Raw genomic sequence first — 18,663 nt, forward strand, 5'->3', positions numbered from 1 at the left:
GTGGCGATTCCTCCCGAGCAGCGCCCGCTTTATAGCGCCTTTATCGATCAGGGCCTGGAAACCTGGCTCGCCAACCTGCCGGAACAGCTGGCCCGCGGCCTCGACCGCCAGCGCTACGGCGACTTGCCGGCCTGGGAGAAAGCGGTGGCCAAGCTACCCACGCTGCCCGAGGTGCGCGACGTCCAACTGGATAAAGATACGGTAGCGGTGGATTGCGCCCTCGACGACAGCCGGCGGCGCCAGTGCGAGAACCTGCTACGCAAGCTGATGCCGTGGCGCAAGGGTCCCTACCGGCTCGCCGGTATCCACATCGACACCGAATGGCGCTCCGACTGGAAATGGCAACGGGTCGCCCCGCACCTGGCCTCGCTGGTCGGTCGGCGGGTGCTCGACGTGGGCGGCGGCAGCGGCTACCACGCATGGCGCATGGCCGGCGCCGGGGCCGCCTTCGTGCTGGTGATCGACCCCTCGCCGCGCTTCTATTACCAGTTCCAGGCGCTGCGCCACTTCGTCGGCGACGCCGACGGCGGACGCACCCACTTCCTGCCGGTAGGCATCGAGGACATGCCCGAGCGGCTCGCCTTCTTCGACACGGTGTTCTCCATGGGCGTGCTGTATCACCGCCCTTCTCCGCTGGAGCACCTGCAGCAGTTGAAGGAGGCCCTGCGCCCCGGTGGCGAGCTGGTGCTGGAAACGCTGGTGGTGGAGGGCGACGAAACCACGGTGCTGCTGCCCGGCGAGCGCTACGCCGCCATGCCCAACGTCTACTTCCTGCCCTCTTCCGCGGCGCTGTGCCAGTGGCTCGAGCGCTGCGGGCTGATTAACGTGCGGGTAGTGGACGAAGCGCCCACGTCGCTGGACGAGCAGCGCACCACCGAGTGGATGACCTTCCAGTCGCTGGCCGATTTCCTCGACCCGACCGACCCGACGCGCACCCGCGAGGGCTATCCGGCGCCGCGGCGGGCGGTGGTGATGGCGACAAAACCGCTGTAGCGACAAGACACGTCAGGACGTTTCGACGTCCCGCTCGTGGCTCTCCGCGACGCTCTCTGCCGCCAAGTCACTCAGGATCGGACAGTCCGGCCGCTCGTCCCCGCGGCAGTGCTTCACCAGGTGTTCCAGGGTTCGGCGCATGTCCTGCAGCTTCTGGATCTTGCCATCCAGCTCCTCGATGTGCGCCTGGGCGACGGCCTTGACGTCGGCACTGGCCCGATGGCGGTCCTGCCACAGGGCGAGCAGGTTGCCCATCTGCTCCACCGAGAAGCCCAGGTCACGGGCCCGGGAGATGAAACGCAGCGCGTGAACCTCCTTCTCGCGGAAGACCCGGTATCCCGCCTCCGTGCGACTGACCGGGCCGATCAGGCCAATGCTCTCGTAGTAGCGGATCATCTTTTCCGAGATGCCGGATGCCTTCGCCGCTTGTCCGATATTCATCGGTCTCTCCCGCATGCTCACGTGAATCCAGGGAAGTGCCCCGACCGCAAGGGCGCTTATGCATTTGACCTTACAACAATGGGAAGGTTTATGCTGACTGTCGTCAAGGCAAAACCCTTGCTTCCACAAATAGGAGCCTGTTCATGCTGACTCTCAGGATACCGGACATGTCCTGCAACCATTGCGTCTCGGCGATCTCGGCCGCAGTGAAATCCGTCGATAATGACGCCAGTCTGGAATTCGATCTTGCCCAACGGCAAGTCAAGGTGGATAGCACGGCTGAAGACGAGGCGATCCGGACGGCCATTGAAGACGCCGGTTACGCCAGCGAAGCGGCATAGCGCTATGCCCTTCCCACACTGAAGGATACAACCTCCATCCAAGCGGAGTCACACGTCATGTCGACCCATTCGGCCCCACCAGCAGTTCAAGAAGTTCACAACGCTGACGAAGCGCTTTCCTTGCCCATCGAAGGCATGAACTGCGCATCTTGCGTGGGCCGGGTCGAGAAAGCGATCCGCGGCGTGCCAGGGGTCGTCGACGTTTCCGTCAACCTGGCCACCCAGCGCGCTCAGGTGGTGTTCGCTTCCGGCCAGGCGGATCTCGCCGGTGTCGTGGCGGCAGTGGAAAATGCTGGCTACCCCGCCGTCAGCGAGACCATCGAGCTATCGGTCGAGGGGATGAGCTGTGCCTCCTGCGTCGGCCGCGTGGAGCGCAAGCTCGCCGACGTGCCCGGAGTACTCGAGGCCAGCGTCAACCTGGCCACGGCGACGGCCACCGTGAAAGTGGTGACCGACGCCGTGACCGCGCCGCGCCTGATCGAAGCCGTGAAGGCGGCGGGCTACGACGCCGAGGCCACCAGCGACGCACCGGATCGCAGTGATCGCGAACGCGAGGCCCGTGAACGGGAGATCGCCGAGCTGAAGCGTGCGGTAACCATCGCCACGGTATTCACATTGCCACTCTTCGTGCTGGAGATGGGCTCGCATTTCATACCAGGGCTGCATCACTGGCTACAGATGAGCCTGGGCCAGCAGAACCTGTTCTATCTGTTCTTCGTGCTGGCTTCGATCGTGCAGTTCGGCCCTGGCCTGCGCTTCTACCAGAAGGGCTGGCCCGCCCTGATGCGCGGCGGCCCCGACATGAACTCGCTGGTAATGCTGGGCACCTCCGCCGCCTGGGGCTACTCGGTGGTGGCCACCTTCCTGCCCCAGGTGCTGCCGGCCGGCACGGTGAACGTCTACTTCGAGGCCTCGGCGGTGATCGTCACGCTGATTCTCGTCGGCCGCTACTTCGAGGCCATCGCCAAGGGCCGCACCAGCGAGGCGATCAAGGCGCTGATGAAGCTCCAGGCCAAGACCGCCCGCGTGGTGCGCGACGGTGAGGAAATGGAGATCGGCATCGACGCGGTGCGCCAGGGCGACATCGTGCTGGTGCGACCCGGCGAGAAGGTCCCGGTGGATGGCCAGGTCATCGACGGCAGCTCCTTCGTCGACGAGTCGATGATCACCGGCGAACCCGTGCCGGTGCGCAAGGAAGCCGGCGCGGACGTGGTCGGCGGTACCCTCAACAAGATGGGCAGCTTCAGCTTCCGCGCCACCAAGGTCGGCGCCGACACCCTGCTTGCCCAGATCGTGCGCATGGTCGAGCAGGCCCAGGGCTCGAAGCTGCCGATCCAGGCCATAGTGGATAAGGTCACTACCTACTTCGTCCCTGCCGTGCTCATGGCAGCCCTGATCACCATCGGCGTCTGGCTGGTCTTCGGCCCCGCCCCCGCGCTGACCTTCGCCCTGGTCAACGGCGTGGCGGTGCTGATCATCGCTTGCCCGTGTGCCATGGGCCTGGCCACCCCCACCTCGATCATGGTGGGGACCGGCAAGGCGGCGAGGATGGGCGTTCTGTTCCGCAAGGGCGAAGCCCTGCAGTCGCTGCGCGACGCCAAGGTGATCGCATTGGATAAGACCGGCACCCTGACCAAGGGCCGGCCCGAGCTCACCGACCTGGTTGTGGCCAAGGATTTCGACGAAGCCGATACCCTGCGCCTGGTGGCCTCCGTCGAGCGTCAGTCGGAGCACCCCATCGCCGAGGCGATCGCCAGCGCGGCCAAGGCCCGCGGGCTGGAGCCCGGTGCCATACAGGGCTTCGAGGCCATTCCCGGTTTCGGCGTCACGGCCCGGGTCGATGAACACCGGGTGGACGTCGGTGCCGATCGCTACATGCGCCAGTTGGGCCTGGACGTGGAAACCTTCGCCGAGAGCGCGCACCGGCTTGCCGACGAGGGCAAGTCGCCGCTGTACGCCGCCATCGATGGCCGCCTGGCCGCCATCATCGCCGTCGCCGATCCGATCAAGGAGTCTACCCCGGCCGCCATCCGCGCGCTGCACGCCGAGGGTCTGCAGGTGGCGATGATCACCGGCGACAACAGGCGCACCGCCGAGGCAATCGCCCGCCGCCTCGGCATCGACAAGGTGGTAGCCGAGGTACTGCCCGACGGCAAGGTGGATGCGGTGAAGCAACTGCAGGCCGAAGGCGGCCTGGTGGCCTTCGTCGGCGACGGCATTAACGATGCCCCGGCACTGGCCCAGGCCGACGTGGGGATCGCCATCGGCACCGGCACCGACATCGCCATCGAATCCGCCGAGGTGGTACTGATGTCCGGCGATCTGCGCAACGTGCCCAATGCCATCGCGCTGTCCCGGGCCACCATCCGCAACATCAAGCAGAACCTGTTCTGGGCCTTCGCTTACAACACCGTGCTGATCCCGGTGGCCGCCGGCGCGCTGTTTCCCGCCTTCGGGATCCTGCTCTCGCCGATCTTCGCCGCCGTGGCAATGGCCGCCTCGAGCATCTGCGTGCTTACCAACGCGCTGCGCCTCAAGGGCTTCAAGCCGCCGCTCGCGATCGAGACGGATAATCATGTCGAGCCGAATTCGCACCGCTCTGCGCCGGCTTGACAAGAGGTTTGTCACTGAAGCCCACCGTTTCATCGACTCCCATGGGAAGCGCTTTCGTTAATAACGGCTCGCCTGGTCGCCCAGGCGAAGCCGAGCAGCCCCACGATCGGGCCGGGAACGAGCAGCCAGGCGGCGTGCAGCCCCACGCGTTCGAACAGCGTCGTCGTGGCGGCGATGGAGACCACGGTGATGGCGAAGCCGATGGAATTCTGAATCGCCAATGCGGCACCGACCAGCTCGCGCGGGCAGGCCTGTGCCGAGAGGGCGGAAAACTGCGGCGAGTCCGCGATCACGGTCGCTCCCCACACCAGCAGTAGCAGGCCCAACGCTATGGCCGGCAACGCCTGCCAGAACAGCGCGAACACCAGGGCGCAGACACCCGAGGACGCCAGGGCGCCCAGCGCCACCCTGGCGCTGCCGATGCGTCGCGATAGCCATCCGCCGACGACACAGCCCAGCGCCCCGACGCCGATGATGGTAAACGCCATCCCGGAGACTCCCAGCGCGCCGTACCGACTGGCTAGCACCGTCTGCGACACCAGCAGCGGTACCACCGTCCAGAAGGCGTACAGCTCCCACATATGGCCGAAGTAACCCAGCGCGGCCGCGCGAAAGCGATGGATCCGGAACGCGTCCAGCACAATGGGCCGCCGCCCTGTCTCGGGGTCCAAGGATGTCTTGCGCTGGCGGGCATCCGGCAGGTGAGGTATGTCGCCCAGCCAGCGGATCATCACCGCACCGAGCAGGGCGAGTCCGGACGAGGCAAGAATGATTGTCTGCCAGGGGAGTTCAGCCCCCACCTCCCGCAGCCCATGAGGCAGCGCCGTACCCAGCGTCAGCATGGCCACCAACTGAGCCAGCGCCTGACCGGTACGCTCCGGCGCCCAGCTGACGATCAGCTTCATGCCTACCGGATAGATGCCCGCCAGCGACAGCCCGACCAGGAAACGAAACGCCAGCGCGCTGGCCAGCCCTTCCGACAGCAGGGCAAAACCAGCGTTGAATAGGGCGCCAGCCAGCGCACAGCAGACGAAGATCCGGCTGGCGCGATAACGATCCGCCAGGCCGCCGAGGGCCATGGTCAGCGTACCGAGAATGAAGCCGACCTGCACCGCGCTGGTCAGCCAGCCGATATCGGCGGCGCTGACGTGCCAGGTGCGCATTAGGTCGTCCGCCGCGCTGTTGGCGCTGAACCACAGCGAGGTACCGAACAGCTGGGCTATGGCGATCGTTGCCACGGGCCACGTATCGCTTCGGGGGTTCCCCTCTACGTTGCCTGACGTCATTGTGGTTCTCCGGGTCGCTCGAGCCAGGCACTGACACGACCCGGCCATGATCGAGGCACGGCCAGCATGCTTCGCCAGGCACGAAGACAGGCTCCCGACAACCTCGGCATTAAAGCAAGCGCAGCGAGTCGACCGTGCGCTACGGACTACACCACTGCGCCATGTTTCAATGCTGGCAGAATCCCGACCACCCGTACATCAGCAGAATTCGATGGTAACCGCCGCCAGGCCCTAGACCCCAAACGGATAGGTATCCGGCACCTCCTCCGGTCGCCACAGCTCACCCTTGTCGAACGGCTCCACGGCACGGGTCTCGTCGACATGGAAAACGGCATCGAACTGCTGCGCCACCGAGGCCTTGAAATAATGGCTGATGCGTTCCGATTCGGGCCGGTAGATCACGCCGATGGCGCGCTCCCATTGCGGCTCCTTCAAGGGGGCGGCTCGCTCGCCCAACGGCAGGTAGAAGTCGCCGGGGCCGCTATCGTGAAGCAGCCGCTCGACGCTGCCCTCCATGGAAGGGCGCACCTTGCGATGTTCCACCGGGCCATCCCAGTCGCGGGCCGCCGAGACGAAGCCGGTGTGAGTGGTGAACCCCACCAGCAGAGCCTGCTCGGCACCGAAGCGATGACGCACAAGCTGGCCGACATTGTGCTGACCACGATGCCAGCCCATGTCGGTGAACTCGGCATCGCCCAGGTGCGAATTGTGCGCCCATACCACCAGCTTGCCCTGCCCACCCTGACGACGCAGGTGCTCGCGCAGCTCGGCGATGGTATCGGTCATGTGCTCGTCGCGCAGGTTCCAGGTATCCACCCGCGAGCCGAACATGGCGCGGTAATAGTGCTCCGCATTGACCACCACGCGGGCATTCTGTTCGGCGAAGAACTGCTCGTCCCGCGAGCGCCGGCCATCCTCGCGCAGGTAGCCGGTCGATTTTTTCAGCAGGTCGGCAAGCAGGCGCACGGCGGCATCTTCGCAGATGCGGCTGAGGCCGAAGGCAGCGTCGTGCCCATAGCGCACCGGGTCGCCGCCATGATCGAGGCAGCCGTAGCCCTCGCGGGCGATGCGCGCCTGCTCCGGGTCAATGCCTTCTAGATACTCGATCACCGCTTCCGCCGAGCGGTGCAGGCTGTAGATGTCGAGGCCGTGGAAACCGACCTGCTCATCGGCATGCTTGCCGGCATTGTACTCCTTGAGCCAGCCGATGAAGTCGTGCACCTCGGTGTTGCGCCACATCCAATGCGGAAAGCGCTGGAAGTCGTCGAAGGCGCTCTTGAGCGTGTCGTCGTCTTCGCCGCGCGCGTAGCGGTTGAGCCGTAGCGCATCGGGCCAGTCGGCCTCGACGATCACTGCCTCGAAGCCCTTCTCGCGGATCAGGCGGCGGGTGATCTCGGCACGCATGCGATAGAACTCGGCGGTGCCGTGGGAGGCCTCCCCGAGCAGCACCAGTGAGCGCTCACCGACCTGCTCGAGCAGGCGGTCGTAGTCGCTGCTACGGCCGTCGAGCGGTATGGCATTGTCGAGAACGTAGTCCTGGGGAGTGGTCATGAACGCACCTCCTCCGTGAGTTCGTTGACTTCACCCAGCACTTTAGGAACCGCTCCCGCTTACGCTCAAGGGTTGGGAGAGGGTTAGCGACGAAGTATCACCAGCCAGCGCCCCAGGTTCAGTATGCTCGCCAGCGAGGCGGCCACGTAGGTAAAGGCGCAGGCGGTCAGCACGTGGCGGGCCCCGGGCATGTCGTAGGGTGGCACGTACTCGCGCAGCAGCGGCAGGGCGCGATTGAAACTGGCATCGAATTCCACCGGCAGGGTCACCAGGTGCACCAGTGCCGCCGTGCCGAAGCTGATCACCGCCGCTGCAATCACGATGGCGAGCCCTCCGGGCAGGCGGGTCAGGATGAACAGGAAGGGAGCGGCCATCATCAGCAGCGCACCGAGCTTCTCGGCCCGCTGCGCCACGCCCACCATGCGTGCTCGGGCGGTCAGCGGCGCATAGCCCTCATGATGCTGAATCGCGTGACCGACCTCGTGGGCGGCCACGGTCACCGCGGTGAGCGAGCGCCCCTCGTAGTGCTCACGGGAGAGCCGCACCCGGCGCGCCTCGGGGTCGTAGTGATCGCCCTGCTCGGTCAACTCCACCTTGACTCCCTCGATACCCAGGCGGCGCAGCAGGTGGTCGGCCAGCTCGGCGCCGCTGCCTGGATAGTCGTCGCGCCCGCGTGAATGCCGCGCCAGCACCCACTTGGCCCAGGCGTTGGGCAGCACGAAGATGGCCAGCAGCAAGGCAATCAGCAGCACGATCATGCGTTTCGGATCTCGTTTCGGCGTCTTTAATTTTGACCAAGCCTACCCGTTTCGCGTTCATGCGTCGCCCGAGGACTTCATGCCGGGGCTTGACGCCAGCCAAACCACAAACAATAATTATTCGCGTTTAACACCATAACCCATTCAGGCCAATCCCATGTGCGCAACCTCCCCCGACCCGACCATGGCCCGCGCGCAGGCCGCCAAGCCGCAGCAGCTCTCGGGCAAACCCGGCATTGTCGAGAGCAGTGCCCTGCTCGACGAGCAGGGTCAGCTGATCATCGAGCATCGCGGCAAGCGCTACCAGCTTCGTGAAACGCGCAACGGCAAACTGATACTGACCTCATAACCCCGACGACCGATCTCACAACTTAGACGAAAAGAACGCCAGCCAGGTAGCCCACGCCACCCAGCCAGCCGCTCATCGCCTGATACGACAAGGGAACTTCAGGAACATGAAGCGAGCAACGAGCTGCATCGGCGCCTTGGCACTACTTCTGCTGCCACCGCTGGCCCTGGCCCAGGCAACGCCCGGCCAGTCCACTGCAGCGCCGCAACTGGCGCCGCTGGTGGTCACCGGTACGCGTACCCCCACCGACACCTTCTTCGCCCCGCTGATCATCGATGTGATCGACCGCCACGATCCGACGCTCGCCACCGCGTCACGGGTCGAGGACATCCTTGCCGATCAGCCCGGCCTGCACGTCGCCGGCCAGGGTCGGCGCAACGGCCAGACCCTGAGCCTTCGCGGCTTCGACAAAAGCGGCGTGCTGGTACGTCTCGATGGAGTGCGCCAGGACATCAACACCGGCCACCTGGGCAACTTTTTCCTCGATCCATCGCTGTTGCGCGAGGTTCAGATCGCCCGCGGCGCCCTGTCAAGCCTCTACGGCAGCAATGCCATGGGCGGCGTGATCAGCTTCGAGACGGTAGACGCCAAAGACCTGCTGCGCCCGGGCGAGACGCGCGGAGCCCGGCTCTCGCTACGTGGTACCACGGCCAACGACGAGCTCGGCGCCACCCTGTCGCTGTTTGCCAAACGCGACCTGGCTGACGGCAGCAGTCTCGATGGCCTGCTCGCCTTGGGTCGCAGTGAATCCGGCGACATCCGCCGCGCCGGCGGCCAGACCACGCCGGAGGACGCCAGCCTGAACAGCCTGCTGGCCAAGGGCGGCTGGCAGCTCAGCAACGATCACCGCCTGTTCACCAGTTGGCAGCACTATCGTGAAGACGCCACTCAGCCGGCCAATCCACAGAACCTGGTGATCGAAGACGGCGACCTGCGCGATCGCGACACCGCCAGCGACAACCTGCAACTGGGCCACCGCTGGACGCCGACGCCGGTCACCCAGCTCGAGACCCGCCTGACTCTGAGCCGCCAGGACATCGAAGAGACCGCGGCGGAGCGTACCCTGCAGCGCCTCGGCGTGCAGAGCGACGGCTACCATCGCCTGGAGCACGGCTGGCTGTCCCAGACCCTGGCCTTCGGCGTCGAAGCGAGCCACGCCACCCAGCGCCCGGGCGGCACGGCATCGGGCTTTCCCGATGCCGACATCGATAGCGCCGCGCTCTATCTCGACGACACCCTCACCGTCGGCCGCTATCTCGACCAGGGCGGTGCCGGCGAGTTCGACCTTGGCCTCGGCGCCCGCCACGACAGCTATCGCGCCGAGGACAGCGAAGGCCGCGAGAGCGACCAGAGCCACCTGTCGCCGCGCCTGCGCCTGGCATGGCGGCCCACCGGCGACCTGATGCTCTACAGCGGTTACGCCGAGGCCTTCCGCGCCCCCACACTCTCCGAGCTCTACGCCGACGAGCGCCACTTCGGCGGCTTCTGCATGGGCCCCTTCGTCTGCGTGCCCGACAACTTCTGGGTGCCCAACCCCGACCTGCAGCCGGAAACCAGCAAAAGCTGGGAGAGCGGCCTGGCCTGGCGCTTCGGCAACTGGGGCCTGCGCGCCAGCTACTTCGACACCCGGGCCGATGACTTCATCGACACCGAAGTCGATCTCTTCGCCGGCACCACGCGGGCGGTCAACGTCAGCCGTGCCCATCTGTGGGGCTTTGACGCCCGTCTCGACTGGTCGCCTGCCGCCGCGCCCGTCACAGCCTTCCTGGGCCTGGCCGAAGTCAGCGGACGCGACCGCGACAGTGGCGAACCGCTCGGCAGCCTGACACCGCTGGAGGCACTTACGGGGCTCGACTATCACCTCGCCGGTCCCGAGTTGACGCTGGGCTGGCGCGGCCGCTTCGCCCGCGCCTTCGACAAGCAGGGCGATGACGCCACCCTACCCGGCTATGGCCTGCACGACGTGCAGCTCGCCTGGCAGGTCACGCCAACCCTTTCCGCTTCACTCAAGCTGCGCAACGTCGCCGACAAGGAGTGGTATCGCCCCGACGGCAACCTCGGCGACGGGCGCAGCCTGCTCGCCAACGTCAGCCTGCAATGGTGACTAGGAGACTCCCATGAACGCCACCGCTCAGACCCGTCAAGCCATTCTCGAAGCCCTGGACGCCACCCGCGCGGCCTGCCCTCACCTGCCGGCTCTGGAGATCGCCCAGCGCCTGGAGATCAGCGAGGGCGAGCTGCAGGCCGCCCGCCTCGGCCGCGACGTGCTGACCCTGCCGCTGTCGCCGCATGCGCTGGCCACACGCTTTCACCAGTTGGGCGAAGTCAAGGCGCTGACCCGCTCGCGCCACGCAGTACTCGAGCAGCAGGGCCGCTACCCGGCGCTGCGCGGCTCGGAACAGGCCGGCCTGCTGCTCGCCCCGGGCGGGCTCGACCTGCGCCTGCACCTGGCCCAGTGGCACTGGGCCTGCCTGATTCGCGACCGCCTGCCACGCCGTGATGGCGAGACCACCGAGCGCCTGAGCCTGCAGGTCTTCAACCGCCATGGGATTGCCCTGCACAAGGTCTTCTCGCTGGCAGACGAAGCGCCCGAGGCATGGCATGAGCTGGAGACGCTGGGTGTTTGCGATGCGCCCGCCTTCACCCAGTTCGTCGAACCGTCGCCGCGGTCTCTTCCACGGCTTCCCACCCTGGCCGACGAGTGGGCGCGAATGAGCGACGTGCACCAGTTCCTGGGCCTGCTGCGCCGCCACGAGCTGCGACGTCACGAAGCCAATACGCTGATGGAAGGCCGCTTCACTCGCGCTCTTCGGCCATCGACATGCGGCCAGGCACTGTTCGAGGCGGCCGCAAACAACCTGCCGCTGATGCTGTTCGTCGCCAGCCCCGGCTGCGTACAGATCCGCACCGGAAAGGTGCCGGCACCGCAGCGTATGCGCGGCTGGCTCAACCTGTTCGGCGAGGATTTCACCCTGCATCTGGACGACGCCAATATCGCCAGCGTATGGCAGGTGCACAAGCCCAACCGCGACGGCGGCGTGACCAGCCTGGAGGCCTTCGACACCCAGGGTGGGCTAGTGCTGCAGATCTTCGCCGAACGCCGTGAGGGCCAGCCCGAGCGCAGCGAGTGGCGCCAGTTGCTGGATGGCCTCGACGCCCGGGAGGCAGCGGCATGATGCTCCCGTCATGGCTGAGCTGGCTGGCCAGCCTGGCCTTGCTGGTGTGGCACATGCAGGCGTCGGCCGCACCGCCACGCACCGTGCTGATCGGCAGCGACGTGGCCGAGATCGTGGCCGCCCTCGATGACCTGGAGGGCGTGGTGGGGCGCGACGATACCAGCCAGTATCCCGCAGCGATCGCCGCCCTGCCCTCGGTGGGCTACCTGCGCCAGCTGGCAGCTGAGGGCATCCTGACGCTGGCCCCGGAGCGACTGATCGTGGGCGCCGCGGCCGGCCCACGCGAAGTGCTGGCCCAGCTCGAGGCGGTGGGTGTCGAGGTGGTGCGCATCGAGCAGGGGACGAGCCTGGCGGAGCTGCCCGACAAGGTGCTGGCGGTAGCCAACGCCATCGGTCGCGACGCCGAAGGCGAAGCGTTGGCGATCGAGGTCGAGACAGATCTCGCCCGGCTCGAAGCACTGCGTGAGGAAGCGCAAGGAGCCGAACTGAGCGCCATGTTTCTGCTCAGCCACAGCGGCATGACGCCCATGGCCGCGGGACGCGATACTGCTGGCCAAGCCGTTATCGAGGCGGCCGGGGCACGCAACGCTTTCGCAGGCTTCAGCGGCTACAAGGCGGTGGGCGCGGAAGCTCTGGTGGGTGTGGCGCCGGAGATAGTGATCGCCACCCGCAGTGGGCTCGCGGGCATAGGCGGCGAGGCACGGCTATGGCAGCTCCCCGGGCTCGCCATGACGCCGGCGGGACGCGAGCGCAACCTGATCGTATGTGACGACCAGGCGCTGCTCGGCTTCGGCCCGCGCACGCCCGCCACGCTGATGGCCCTGCATGCGGCGCTGCACTCCGCGGGTGACGCTACCGTCATCGAGGAGGGCTGCTGGAGAGTGACATCATGAGCCGTGCCGCTGCTCTCTATCAGCGGCGCATCGCCACCATGCCTGGCCGGCATCGTGGTGCCCTGACAGAAGTCCGCATACTGCTCGCCCTGACCATGGTCGTGCTAGCAGCACTGCTGGTCGGAGCCATGAGCGGAAGTGCCGGATTGTCGCCCAACGTGCTGCTCGGCGAGTGGCCGACACCACTGGCCTGGCAGGTGTGGTGGCAGCTGCGCCTGCCGCGCCTGCTGCTGGCCGCGCTGGTGGGCGCCATGCTGGCCGGCAGCGGGGCGGCCATGCAGGGACTGTTTCGCAATCCGCTCGCCGATCCCACCCTGCTGGGCCTGGCCAGCGGTGCGGGGCTTGCCGTGGCACTGTGGATCGTACTGTTCGATGGTGCCGCCGGCACTTTCGGCCTGTATGGCCAATTCCTAGCCGGCTTTCTCGGCGCGCTGTGCGTGTGCGTGCTGGTGTTCGCCCTGGGCCAGCGCCGGCACGGCCAGGAGGCGCTGTTCACGCTGCTGTTGGCGGGGCTCGCGATCAATACCCTGGCGGGTGCAATGGGCGGCGTGATGGCCTTCATCGCCAGCGACGAGCAGTTGCGCCAGCTCAGCCTGTGGGGCATGGGCAGCCTGTCGCATGCGCTGTGGAGCGCCACCCTGGGGGCGCTGATCGGCATACTGCCAGCGCTGTGGTGGCTATTGCGCTGCGCCCCTGGGCTCGATCTGCTGCAACTCGGCGAGCTAACCGCCTACGGCGCCGGGCTAGATGCCCCGCGGCTCAAGCGCCGCGTGGTCGTCGCCACGGCCCTGGGCGTGGGACTGTGCGTGGCGCTGGCCGGTATCATCGGTTTTCTCGGCCTGCTGGTGCCCCACTGCCTGCGCCTGTGGCTGGGGCCAGGGCATCGGCTGCTGCTGCCCGCCTCGATGCTGGGCGGCGCCCTGCTGTTGATCGTGGCGGATACCCTGGCGCGCACCCTCGCCAGCCCCGCCGAGATCCCGGTGGGACTGCTCACAAGCCTGCTTGGCGGCCCCTATTTCCTGTGGCTGCTGCTCAAGCGGAGGGCACAATGCTGAGCCTGATCGACGCCGGCTTCACCGAAGCCCCTACGCTCGCCCCCTTGAGCGATCACCTCGAGCCGGGAGAGCTGACGGCGATCGTCGGCCCCAACGGCGCCGGCAAGAGCACCCTGCTGTCGCTGCTCTCGGGCTATCGCGCTCCCGGGCGCGGCAGCGTCTGCCTCGATAGCAAGCCACTGTCCTCCTGGGCAGCGGTCGAACTGGCCCGACGCCGCGCCGTGGTGGCGCAAAAGCTGACTCTCGGCTTCGACTGGCCGGTGCGCGAACTGGTCGCATTGGGCAGCGAAGCCTCGCCAGAGGAAGTCGAGGAAGTACTGGCCATGCTCGATCTCGAGGTACTGGCCGGGCGCGGCGCGCAGAATCTTTCGGGCGGCGAAGCCCAGCGTGTGATGATCGCCCGGGCGCTGTGTCAGTTGCGCCTAGGCCGCACCGCCGGGGTCTCGGCCAACAGCGTTCTGCTGCTCGACGAACCCACCAGCGCACTGGATATCGGCCAGCAGCAGCGCCTGATGCGTCTGCTGCGCCAGCTAGCTGAGCGGCAGCGTCTGGCGATCGCCTGCGTGCTGCACGACCTCAACTTGGCGGCGCGCTACGCTCATCGGGTCTGGTTGTTGGAGCGCGGCAGGCGGATCGCTGCTGGGCCACCGATCGAGGTGCTCGACGGTCGCATCCTGGCGCGGGTATTCAAGGCAAAGCTGGTCACCAGCCGTCAGGCCGATGGTTCACCACTGGTAGTGCTGGCGCCTTGACACGACCCACCCCAAACGCAGCAGCCCCGGTCGATGACCGGGGCTGTGCGGAGTCTTGCCGCCTTCAGGCCGTGACGGGATCCGGTTCCGTCTCGACGTCACGCATCATCGTCTCGAAGGGCATGCCGGCCCGGGTCGCTGGCGTCACGGACTGCACCTCGCCCCCGGTGTCGTGGTCGCGCGTCTTGGCGTACTCCACGGCCTCGATGGCGCTCTTGCCGTGATCGATGGCGGCCAGCGCCCATTTCCAGCCGGTGCCATACGCCACCGGGCCGCTGACCGGAATGCGCACCAGCTTGTTGAACATCTCGAAGACACCGTCGGGCCCGGCGATGATCATCTCGACCCGCGTCACATGCGGCTTGTCGTTGCGCGGCGCCCCGGCGTTGAGCCACTCCATGACCTCCCACCACTCCTGCTGCTCTCCGGCGAAGGCGACCCACTCACCGCTGTCGAGCTGGAACAGCTTCTGCGCATGGTTGTAGGTCGAGCCGTTGACACTGATCAGCGAATCCGTCGCCAGCGTGGTCCCATCCCATACGATCGTGGTCATGCGAGTACCTCTCTGAAACGTGCGCGGGCCTCAACGTAAAAGTAACGAAGCCCCTTGCGTCAGGCGCAGAGTAGAATCGAAAAACGCAAGAAATCGACACATAGAATAACCAATTCGTCACCCGCCAAAACGAGGGACTAGCGCCGGGGGCGGCATCAGATCGGGCTATGGACGCGATGCCTGACTCACCCGCTCGAGCCCCTCCTCGGCAATCAGTCCCTGGGTGAAGGCGTGCTCGGCCATGGCAAGACTGTCGTCGGCCAGCACCAGGTCGCAGCCGATATGGCGGATCTCTTCGCGCAGCGCGTCGATGGCACGCTCGCGCTCGGGCCGGCGCTCCACCCGGCGAATGTAGACCGCACGGATCCGCTCGGGATGCTCGTGCACGATGCGGGCGTAGACCTCGGGATCGTGCTGGCCGCTGTCGCCAATCAGCACGCAGGGCAGCTCGTCACGCATCGACAGCATGTGCTGGATCATTTCGTATTTGTGGTCTTCGGCACGCCGCGGCCAGGGCTTGCGCCACGAGATGCCCCACTCGCGCAGGAACAGGATGGGCCCCACCGGGATGCGGTTGAGCTGGAAGAACTCCTCCAGCATCTCGTAGATGCTCCAGGGGCCGCGCGAAACGTAGAGGATCGGTCGCTTGGCCGTGCCGCTACTGCCGACATGCAGCGCTTGGTAGAAGGCTGCCACGCCGGGAAAGGCCATGCGCTGATGCGCGCGCTTGACGAACAGACGATGCAGCATGCGCAGCTTGTTGGCTACGCCGGTGTACATCACCGTATCGTCGATATCGCTGATGACCAGTAGATCGGCCTCGGCCGGGGGAATGTAGACCTCGGTGAAGGACTGCACCGGCTCCACGCCCGGCAGCACCACGTGAAGTTCGGCGTGGTGCCAGGCGCTGTCCCGCGGCAAGGGAGCATCGAGGGGCATGTGGACGTCGAAGTAGCCGTCGCGATCGGTCGTGACGGTGGTGACGTTCTCCCCCAGCGTCACCTCGACGGTGGCCTCGGGAAGCCCGTGGCGAACGAGACGCCTCAGGATATCGGCAAGATCGCGCAGTATGCCATAGCGGGGGATCACCTCGCCCAGCGCGGCCTGGCGGAACACCCGACCCATCAGGAAGACCTCATGGCGGGAGCCGTAGCCACGGTAGGGGTGCACCACGTAGCCACCTCGCCCGCGGTCGCGTCTCATCGGACGGGCAGCAATGTGCAGCAGGCGCCGGAGAAATCCGCTCATCGTCTCCCCCGAGGCAACTGCAGCCGATCCTGGCAATACGTCATCGCTTCCTCCCTGAAACTCGACAGGGTCCGGCTTACGCCGGACCCTGACTTTAGTGTGGAGGATCTTGTCGCAGAATCAACCGCCTATGTATTGCTTAGTTACGCTCGTTCAACGCAGCAGGTCGCGCACGTCCTTAGCCTCCCAGTGAGGGAAGTGTCGGCGGATCAGCGCATTGAGCTCGAGTTCGAAGGCAGCCCAGTCGACCTCGCCGTATGTCTGTGTCGACCCCTCGGCAGCGCTGCGCACCATGCCCGCCCCCACGGTCACATTGGAGAGCCGGTCTATAACGATGAAGCTGCCGGTCCCGGGGCTCTGGTCGTAGGCGTCGAGCGGCACCTCGGCCGTCAGCTCGAGCCGGCAGCGGGCGATGGCGTTCAGCTCGAGTCGCTCGGCCTCGTGCCGCTCCAGGGTGTTGACGTCGACCTGGTGGTGAATCGCAGTCACGCGGCCGGCCACCGAACGTCCGGCCAGGCGGATGTCGTATTGCCGTCCGGGTGACAAAGGCTGCTCGTGCATCCACACGATGTCGGCATCGAAAGCATTGGTCAGGCTGACCTCGGCATCCTCGGCGACGATCCAATCGCCGCGGGAGATATCGATCTCGTCTTCCAGGGTCACCGTCACCGCCTGGCCCGGCCACGCCGCCTCCAGATCGCCGTCGAACGTGACGACCCGCTCGATGCGGCTGGTCTTGCCCGAGGGCAGCGCCTTCACGGCCAGACCGGGGCGCAACACTCCGGCCTCCAGCGTGCCGGCATAGCCGCGGAAATCAAGGTTGGGCCGATTGACGTACTGCACCGGGAAGCGCAGGTCGACCAAATTACGGTCGCGGCTCACCTCCACCGTTTCCAGCAGTTCCAGCAGGGCCGGCCCTGCCTCGCCATCGATTTGGTACCAGGGCGTGCGGTCGCTACGGTTGACCACGTTGTCGCCCTCCAGCGCCGACATCGGCACGAAGCGCAGGTCCTTGACCGAGAGCTGCTCGGCGAAGCGCCGGTAGTCGGCGACGATCTCGTTGAAGCGCGCTTCGTCGAAGTCCACCAGATCCATCTTGTTGACCGCGATGACCAGGTGCTTGATGCCCAGCAGGTCGGCAATGAAGCTGTGGCGCCGGGTCTGGGTCTGCACGCCGTAGCGGGCATCGATCAGGATGATCGCCAGGTTGGCAGTGGAAGCCCCGGTGGCCATGTTGCGGGTGTACTGCTCGTGCCCCGGGGTGTCGGCGATGATGAACTTGCGCTTGTCGGTGGAGAAGAAGCGGTAGGCCACGTCGATGGTGATGCCCTGCTCGCGCTCCGACTGCAACCCGTCGACCAGCAACGCCAGGTCCACGGCGTCGCCGGTGGTGCCGCTCTTCTTCGAATCACGGGTCAGCGCCGCCAGGTGATCGTCGAAGATCATCTTGGAGTCGTGCAGCAGCCGACCGATCAGGGTCGACTTGCCGTCGTCGACGCTGCCGCAGGTGATGAAGCGCAGCAGGTCCTTGTTCTCGTGCTCGTGCAGGTACTGCTCGATATTATCGGCGATCAGTGTCGATTGGTGTGCCATCAGAAGTACCCCTCGCGCTTCTTCTTCTCCATCGAGCCGGCCTGGTCGTGGTCGATGGCCCGGCCGCTGCGCTCGCTGGTGCGGGTCAGCAGCATCTCCTGGATGATCTCGGGTAGGGTGTCGGCCTTGGACTCCACCGCGCCGGTCAGCGGGTAGCAGCCCAGGGTGCGGAAACGCACCCAGCGCTCCTCGGGCACCTCGCCGTGGGCCAGCGGCAAACGCTCGTCGTCGACCATCACCAGCATGCCGTCGCGCTCCACCACCGGGCGCGGGGCGGCGTAGTAGAGCGGCACGATGGGGATCTGCTCGAGGTAGATGTACTGCCAGATGTCCAGCTCGGTCCAGTTGGAGAGCGGGAAGGCGCGAATCGACTCGCCCTTGTTGACCCGGGCGTTGTAGAGGTTCCACAGCTCGGGACGCTGGCTCTTGGGGTCCCAGCGATGGAACTTGTCGCGGAACGAGAAGACCCGCTCCTTGGCGCGACTGGCCTCCTCGTCGCGGCGGGCGCCGCCGAAGGCGGCATCGAAGCCGTACTTGTCCAGCGCCTGTTTGAGCGCCTGGGTCTTCATCACGTCGGTATAGCCGCTGGAGCCGTGGTCGAAGGGATTGATGCCCGCGGCACGCCCCTCTTCGTTGATGTGCTCGATCAGCTCCATGCCCACCTCACCCGCCATGCGGTCGCGGAAGGCGATCATCTCGCGGAACTTCCAGGTGGTGTTGATGTGCATCAGCGGGAACGGCGGCGGCCCAGGGAAGAAGGCCTTGCGCGCCAGATGCAGCATCACCGAGGAGTCCTTGCCGATGGAATAGAGCATCACCGGGTTGCGGAACTCGGCCGCCACCTCACGGATGATGTGGATCGACTCGGCTTCCAGCTGCTGGAGATGGGTCAACCGGCGCGGCGACAGGGAGGCCGGCGAGTCGGAAGCCGGGGAGGCCGGCTTGTGCTCGGGAGCGTTGAGACTGGTCATCGGCCCGGATACCTCGCATGACGATGGGCAGTAAAAATCATGCACACAGGGTAACGTCGAGCCAATAATAACGTAAAAGAATGATTGCCT

General features: G+C 66.3%; 17 protein-coding genes. 9 read left to right on the top strand and 8 right to left on the bottom strand.

The window, feature by feature from the left end:
- On the top strand, positions 1-993 hold the full coding sequence (gene cmoB / locus KPL81_RS00575) for a tRNA 5-methoxyuridine(34)/uridine 5-oxyacetic acid(34) synthase CmoB (protein WP_219790261.1): 993 nt from the start codon (positions 1-3) through the stop codon (positions 991-993).
- A 12-nt stretch (positions 994-1,005) separates the two neighbouring features.
- Here cmoB and cueR read toward each other — a convergent pair whose 3' ends face one another.
- A complete protein-coding gene (cueR, locus tag KPL81_RS00580) occupies positions 1,006-1,434 on the bottom strand; it encodes a Cu(I)-responsive transcriptional regulator (RefSeq protein WP_219790262.1) in 429 nt (142 codons plus the stop codon).
- Positions 1,435-1,577: 143 nt separating this feature from the next.
- Here cueR and KPL81_RS00585 point away from each other — a divergent pair, with 143 nt between their 5' ends.
- Positions 1,578-1,775, top strand: coding sequence for a heavy-metal-associated domain-containing protein (locus KPL81_RS00585; protein ID WP_219790263.1), 198 nt, complete (start codon positions 1,578-1,580; stop codon positions 1,773-1,775).
- Between the two features lie 57 nt (positions 1,776-1,832).
- Positions 1,833-4,388: a heavy metal translocating P-type ATPase gene (locus KPL81_RS00590; RefSeq protein ID WP_240548992.1), complete on the top strand. Its 2,556-nt coding sequence runs from the start codon at positions 1,833-1,835 to the stop codon at positions 4,386-4,388.
- Between the two features lie 29 nt (positions 4,389-4,417).
- Here KPL81_RS00590 and KPL81_RS00595 read toward each other — a convergent pair whose 3' ends face one another.
- The 3 genes from KPL81_RS00595 to KPL81_RS00605 form a co-directional block, all read right to left on the bottom strand.
- Positions 4,418-5,626, bottom strand: a complete 1,209-nt coding sequence (locus KPL81_RS00595) for an MFS transporter (protein WP_338035579.1) — start codon at positions 5,624-5,626, stop codon at positions 4,418-4,420.
- Positions 5,627-5,905: 279 nt separating this feature from the next.
- Entirely contained in the window at positions 5,906-7,225 is a 1,320-nt protein-coding gene (locus tag KPL81_RS00600; protein WP_219790266.1) for an erythromycin esterase family protein, read from the bottom strand.
- Positions 7,226-7,308: 83 nt separating this feature from the next.
- A complete protein-coding gene (locus tag KPL81_RS00605; RefSeq protein WP_209473489.1) occupies positions 7,309-7,983 on the bottom strand; it encodes a zinc metallopeptidase in 675 nt (224 codons plus the stop codon).
- 157 nt (positions 7,984-8,140) lie between these two features.
- Between KPL81_RS00605 and hemP the strand changes: the two genes are divergently transcribed.
- The 6 genes from hemP to KPL81_RS00635 all read left to right on the top strand — a co-directional run bounded on the left by hemP (position 8,141) and on the right by KPL81_RS00635 (position 14,208).
- Positions 8,141-8,332, top strand: a complete 192-nt coding sequence (gene hemP / locus KPL81_RS00610) for a hemin uptake protein HemP (protein ID WP_240548993.1) — start codon at positions 8,141-8,143, stop codon at positions 8,330-8,332.
- 106 nt (positions 8,333-8,438) lie between these two features.
- Positions 8,439-10,436, top strand: a complete 1,998-nt coding sequence (locus KPL81_RS00615) for a TonB-dependent receptor domain-containing protein (RefSeq protein WP_219790267.1) — start codon at positions 8,439-8,441, stop codon at positions 10,434-10,436.
- Positions 10,437-10,449: 13 nt separating this feature from the next.
- The gene (locus KPL81_RS00620) at positions 10,450-11,508 is read left to right on the top strand and encodes a ChuX/HutX family heme-like substrate-binding protein (RefSeq protein WP_209473491.1); all 1,059 of its coding nucleotides are present in this window, start codon (positions 10,450-10,452) and stop codon (positions 11,506-11,508) included.
- Positions 11,505-12,401, top strand: a complete 897-nt coding sequence (locus KPL81_RS00625; protein WP_209473492.1) for a heme/hemin ABC transporter substrate-binding protein — start codon at positions 11,505-11,507, stop codon at positions 12,399-12,401. Before KPL81_RS00620 ends, KPL81_RS00625 begins: the two co-directional genes overlap by 4 nt.
- A complete protein-coding gene (locus KPL81_RS00630) occupies positions 12,398-13,456 on the top strand; it encodes a FecCD family ABC transporter permease (RefSeq protein ID WP_240548994.1) in 1,059 nt (352 codons plus the stop codon). Before KPL81_RS00625 ends, KPL81_RS00630 begins: the two co-directional genes overlap by 4 nt.
- Positions 13,450-14,208, top strand: a complete 759-nt coding sequence (locus tag KPL81_RS00635) for an ATP-binding cassette domain-containing protein (RefSeq protein ID WP_219790268.1) — start codon at positions 13,450-13,452, stop codon at positions 14,206-14,208. The genes KPL81_RS00630 and KPL81_RS00635 overlap by 7 nt, the downstream gene beginning before the upstream one ends.
- A gap of 64 nt (positions 14,209-14,272) precedes the next feature.
- Here the strand turns inward: KPL81_RS00635 and KPL81_RS00640 are convergent, their stop codons facing one another.
- The 4 genes from KPL81_RS00640 to cysD form a co-directional block, all read right to left on the bottom strand.
- On the bottom strand, positions 14,273-14,761 hold the full coding sequence (locus KPL81_RS00640) for a 20S proteasome subunit A/B (protein ID WP_209473494.1): 489 nt from the start codon (positions 14,759-14,761) through the stop codon (positions 14,273-14,275).
- A gap of 165 nt (positions 14,762-14,926) precedes the next feature.
- Positions 14,927-16,009 (bottom strand): App1 family protein, encoded by a 1,083-nt coding sequence (locus KPL81_RS00645; RefSeq protein WP_209473495.1) that lies wholly within the window; start codon positions 16,007-16,009, stop codon positions 14,927-14,929.
- A 153-nt stretch (positions 16,010-16,162) separates the two neighbouring features.
- Complete coding sequence (gene cysN / locus KPL81_RS00650) at positions 16,163-17,602, bottom strand: sulfate adenylyltransferase subunit CysN (RefSeq protein WP_209473496.1); 1,440 nt, start codon at positions 17,600-17,602, stop codon at positions 16,163-16,165.
- Entirely contained in the window at positions 17,602-18,573 is a 972-nt protein-coding gene (gene cysD, locus KPL81_RS00655) for a sulfate adenylyltransferase subunit CysD (RefSeq protein WP_422674092.1), read from the bottom strand. Before cysD ends, cysN begins: the two co-directional genes overlap by 1 nt.
- Between the last annotated feature and the right edge of the window lie 90 nt (positions 18,574-18,663).

Source organism: Billgrantia antri (genome assembly GCF_019430905.1).
GTDB classification, from domain to species: Bacteria; Pseudomonadota; Gammaproteobacteria; order Pseudomonadales; family Halomonadaceae; genus Halomonas; species Halomonas antri.

What these genes read in the sequence shown, in the direction of transcription:
- KPL81_RS00620 (WP_209473491.1), top strand. Translation starts at nt 10,450, where the DNA reads ATGAACGCCACCGCTCAGACCCGTCAAGCCATTCTCGAAGCCCTGGAC.
- KPL81_RS00615 (WP_219790267.1), top strand. Translation starts at nt 8,439, where the DNA reads ATGAAGCGAGCAACGAGCTGCATCGGCGCCTTGGCACTACTTCTGCTG.
- KPL81_RS00635 (WP_219790268.1), top strand. Translation starts at nt 13,450, where the DNA reads ATGCTGAGCCTGATCGACGCCGGCTTCACCGAAGCCCCTACGCTCGCC.
- KPL81_RS00605 (WP_209473489.1), bottom strand. Translation starts at nt 7,983, where the DNA reads ATGATCGTGCTGCTGATTGCCTTGCTGCTGGCCATCTTCGTGCTGCCC.
- KPL81_RS00625 (WP_209473492.1), top strand. Translation starts at nt 11,505, where the DNA reads ATGATGCTCCCGTCATGGCTGAGCTGGCTGGCCAGCCTGGCCTTGCTG.
- KPL81_RS00600 (WP_219790266.1), bottom strand. Translation starts at nt 7,225, where the DNA reads ATGACCACTCCCCAGGACTACGTTCTCGACAATGCCATACCGCTCGAC.
- KPL81_RS00645 (WP_209473495.1), bottom strand. Translation starts at nt 16,009, where the DNA reads ATGAGCGGATTTCTCCGGCGCCTGCTGCACATTGCTGCCCGTCCGATG.
- KPL81_RS00585 (WP_219790263.1), top strand. Translation starts at nt 1,578, where the DNA reads ATGCTGACTCTCAGGATACCGGACATGTCCTGCAACCATTGCGTCTCG.
- cueR (WP_219790262.1), bottom strand. Translation starts at nt 1,434, where the DNA reads ATGAATATCGGACAAGCGGCGAAGGCATCCGGCATCTCGGAAAAGATG.
- hemP (WP_240548993.1), top strand. Translation starts at nt 8,141, where the DNA reads ATGTGCGCAACCTCCCCCGACCCGACCATGGCCCGCGCGCAGGCCGCC.
- KPL81_RS00630 (WP_240548994.1), top strand. Translation starts at nt 12,398, where the DNA reads ATGAGCCGTGCCGCTGCTCTCTATCAGCGGCGCATCGCCACCATGCCT.
- cysN (WP_209473496.1), bottom strand. Translation starts at nt 17,602, where the DNA reads ATGGCACACCAATCGACACTGATCGCCGATAATATCGAGCAGTACCTG.
- cysD (WP_422674092.1), bottom strand. Translation starts at nt 18,573, where the DNA reads ATGACCAGTCTCAACGCTCCCGAGCACAAGCCGGCCTCCCCGGCTTCC.
- KPL81_RS00590 (WP_240548992.1), top strand. Translation starts at nt 1,833, where the DNA reads ATGTCGACCCATTCGGCCCCACCAGCAGTTCAAGAAGTTCACAACGCT.
- KPL81_RS00640 (WP_209473494.1), bottom strand. Translation starts at nt 14,761, where the DNA reads ATGACCACGATCGTATGGGATGGGACCACGCTGGCGACGGATTCGCTG.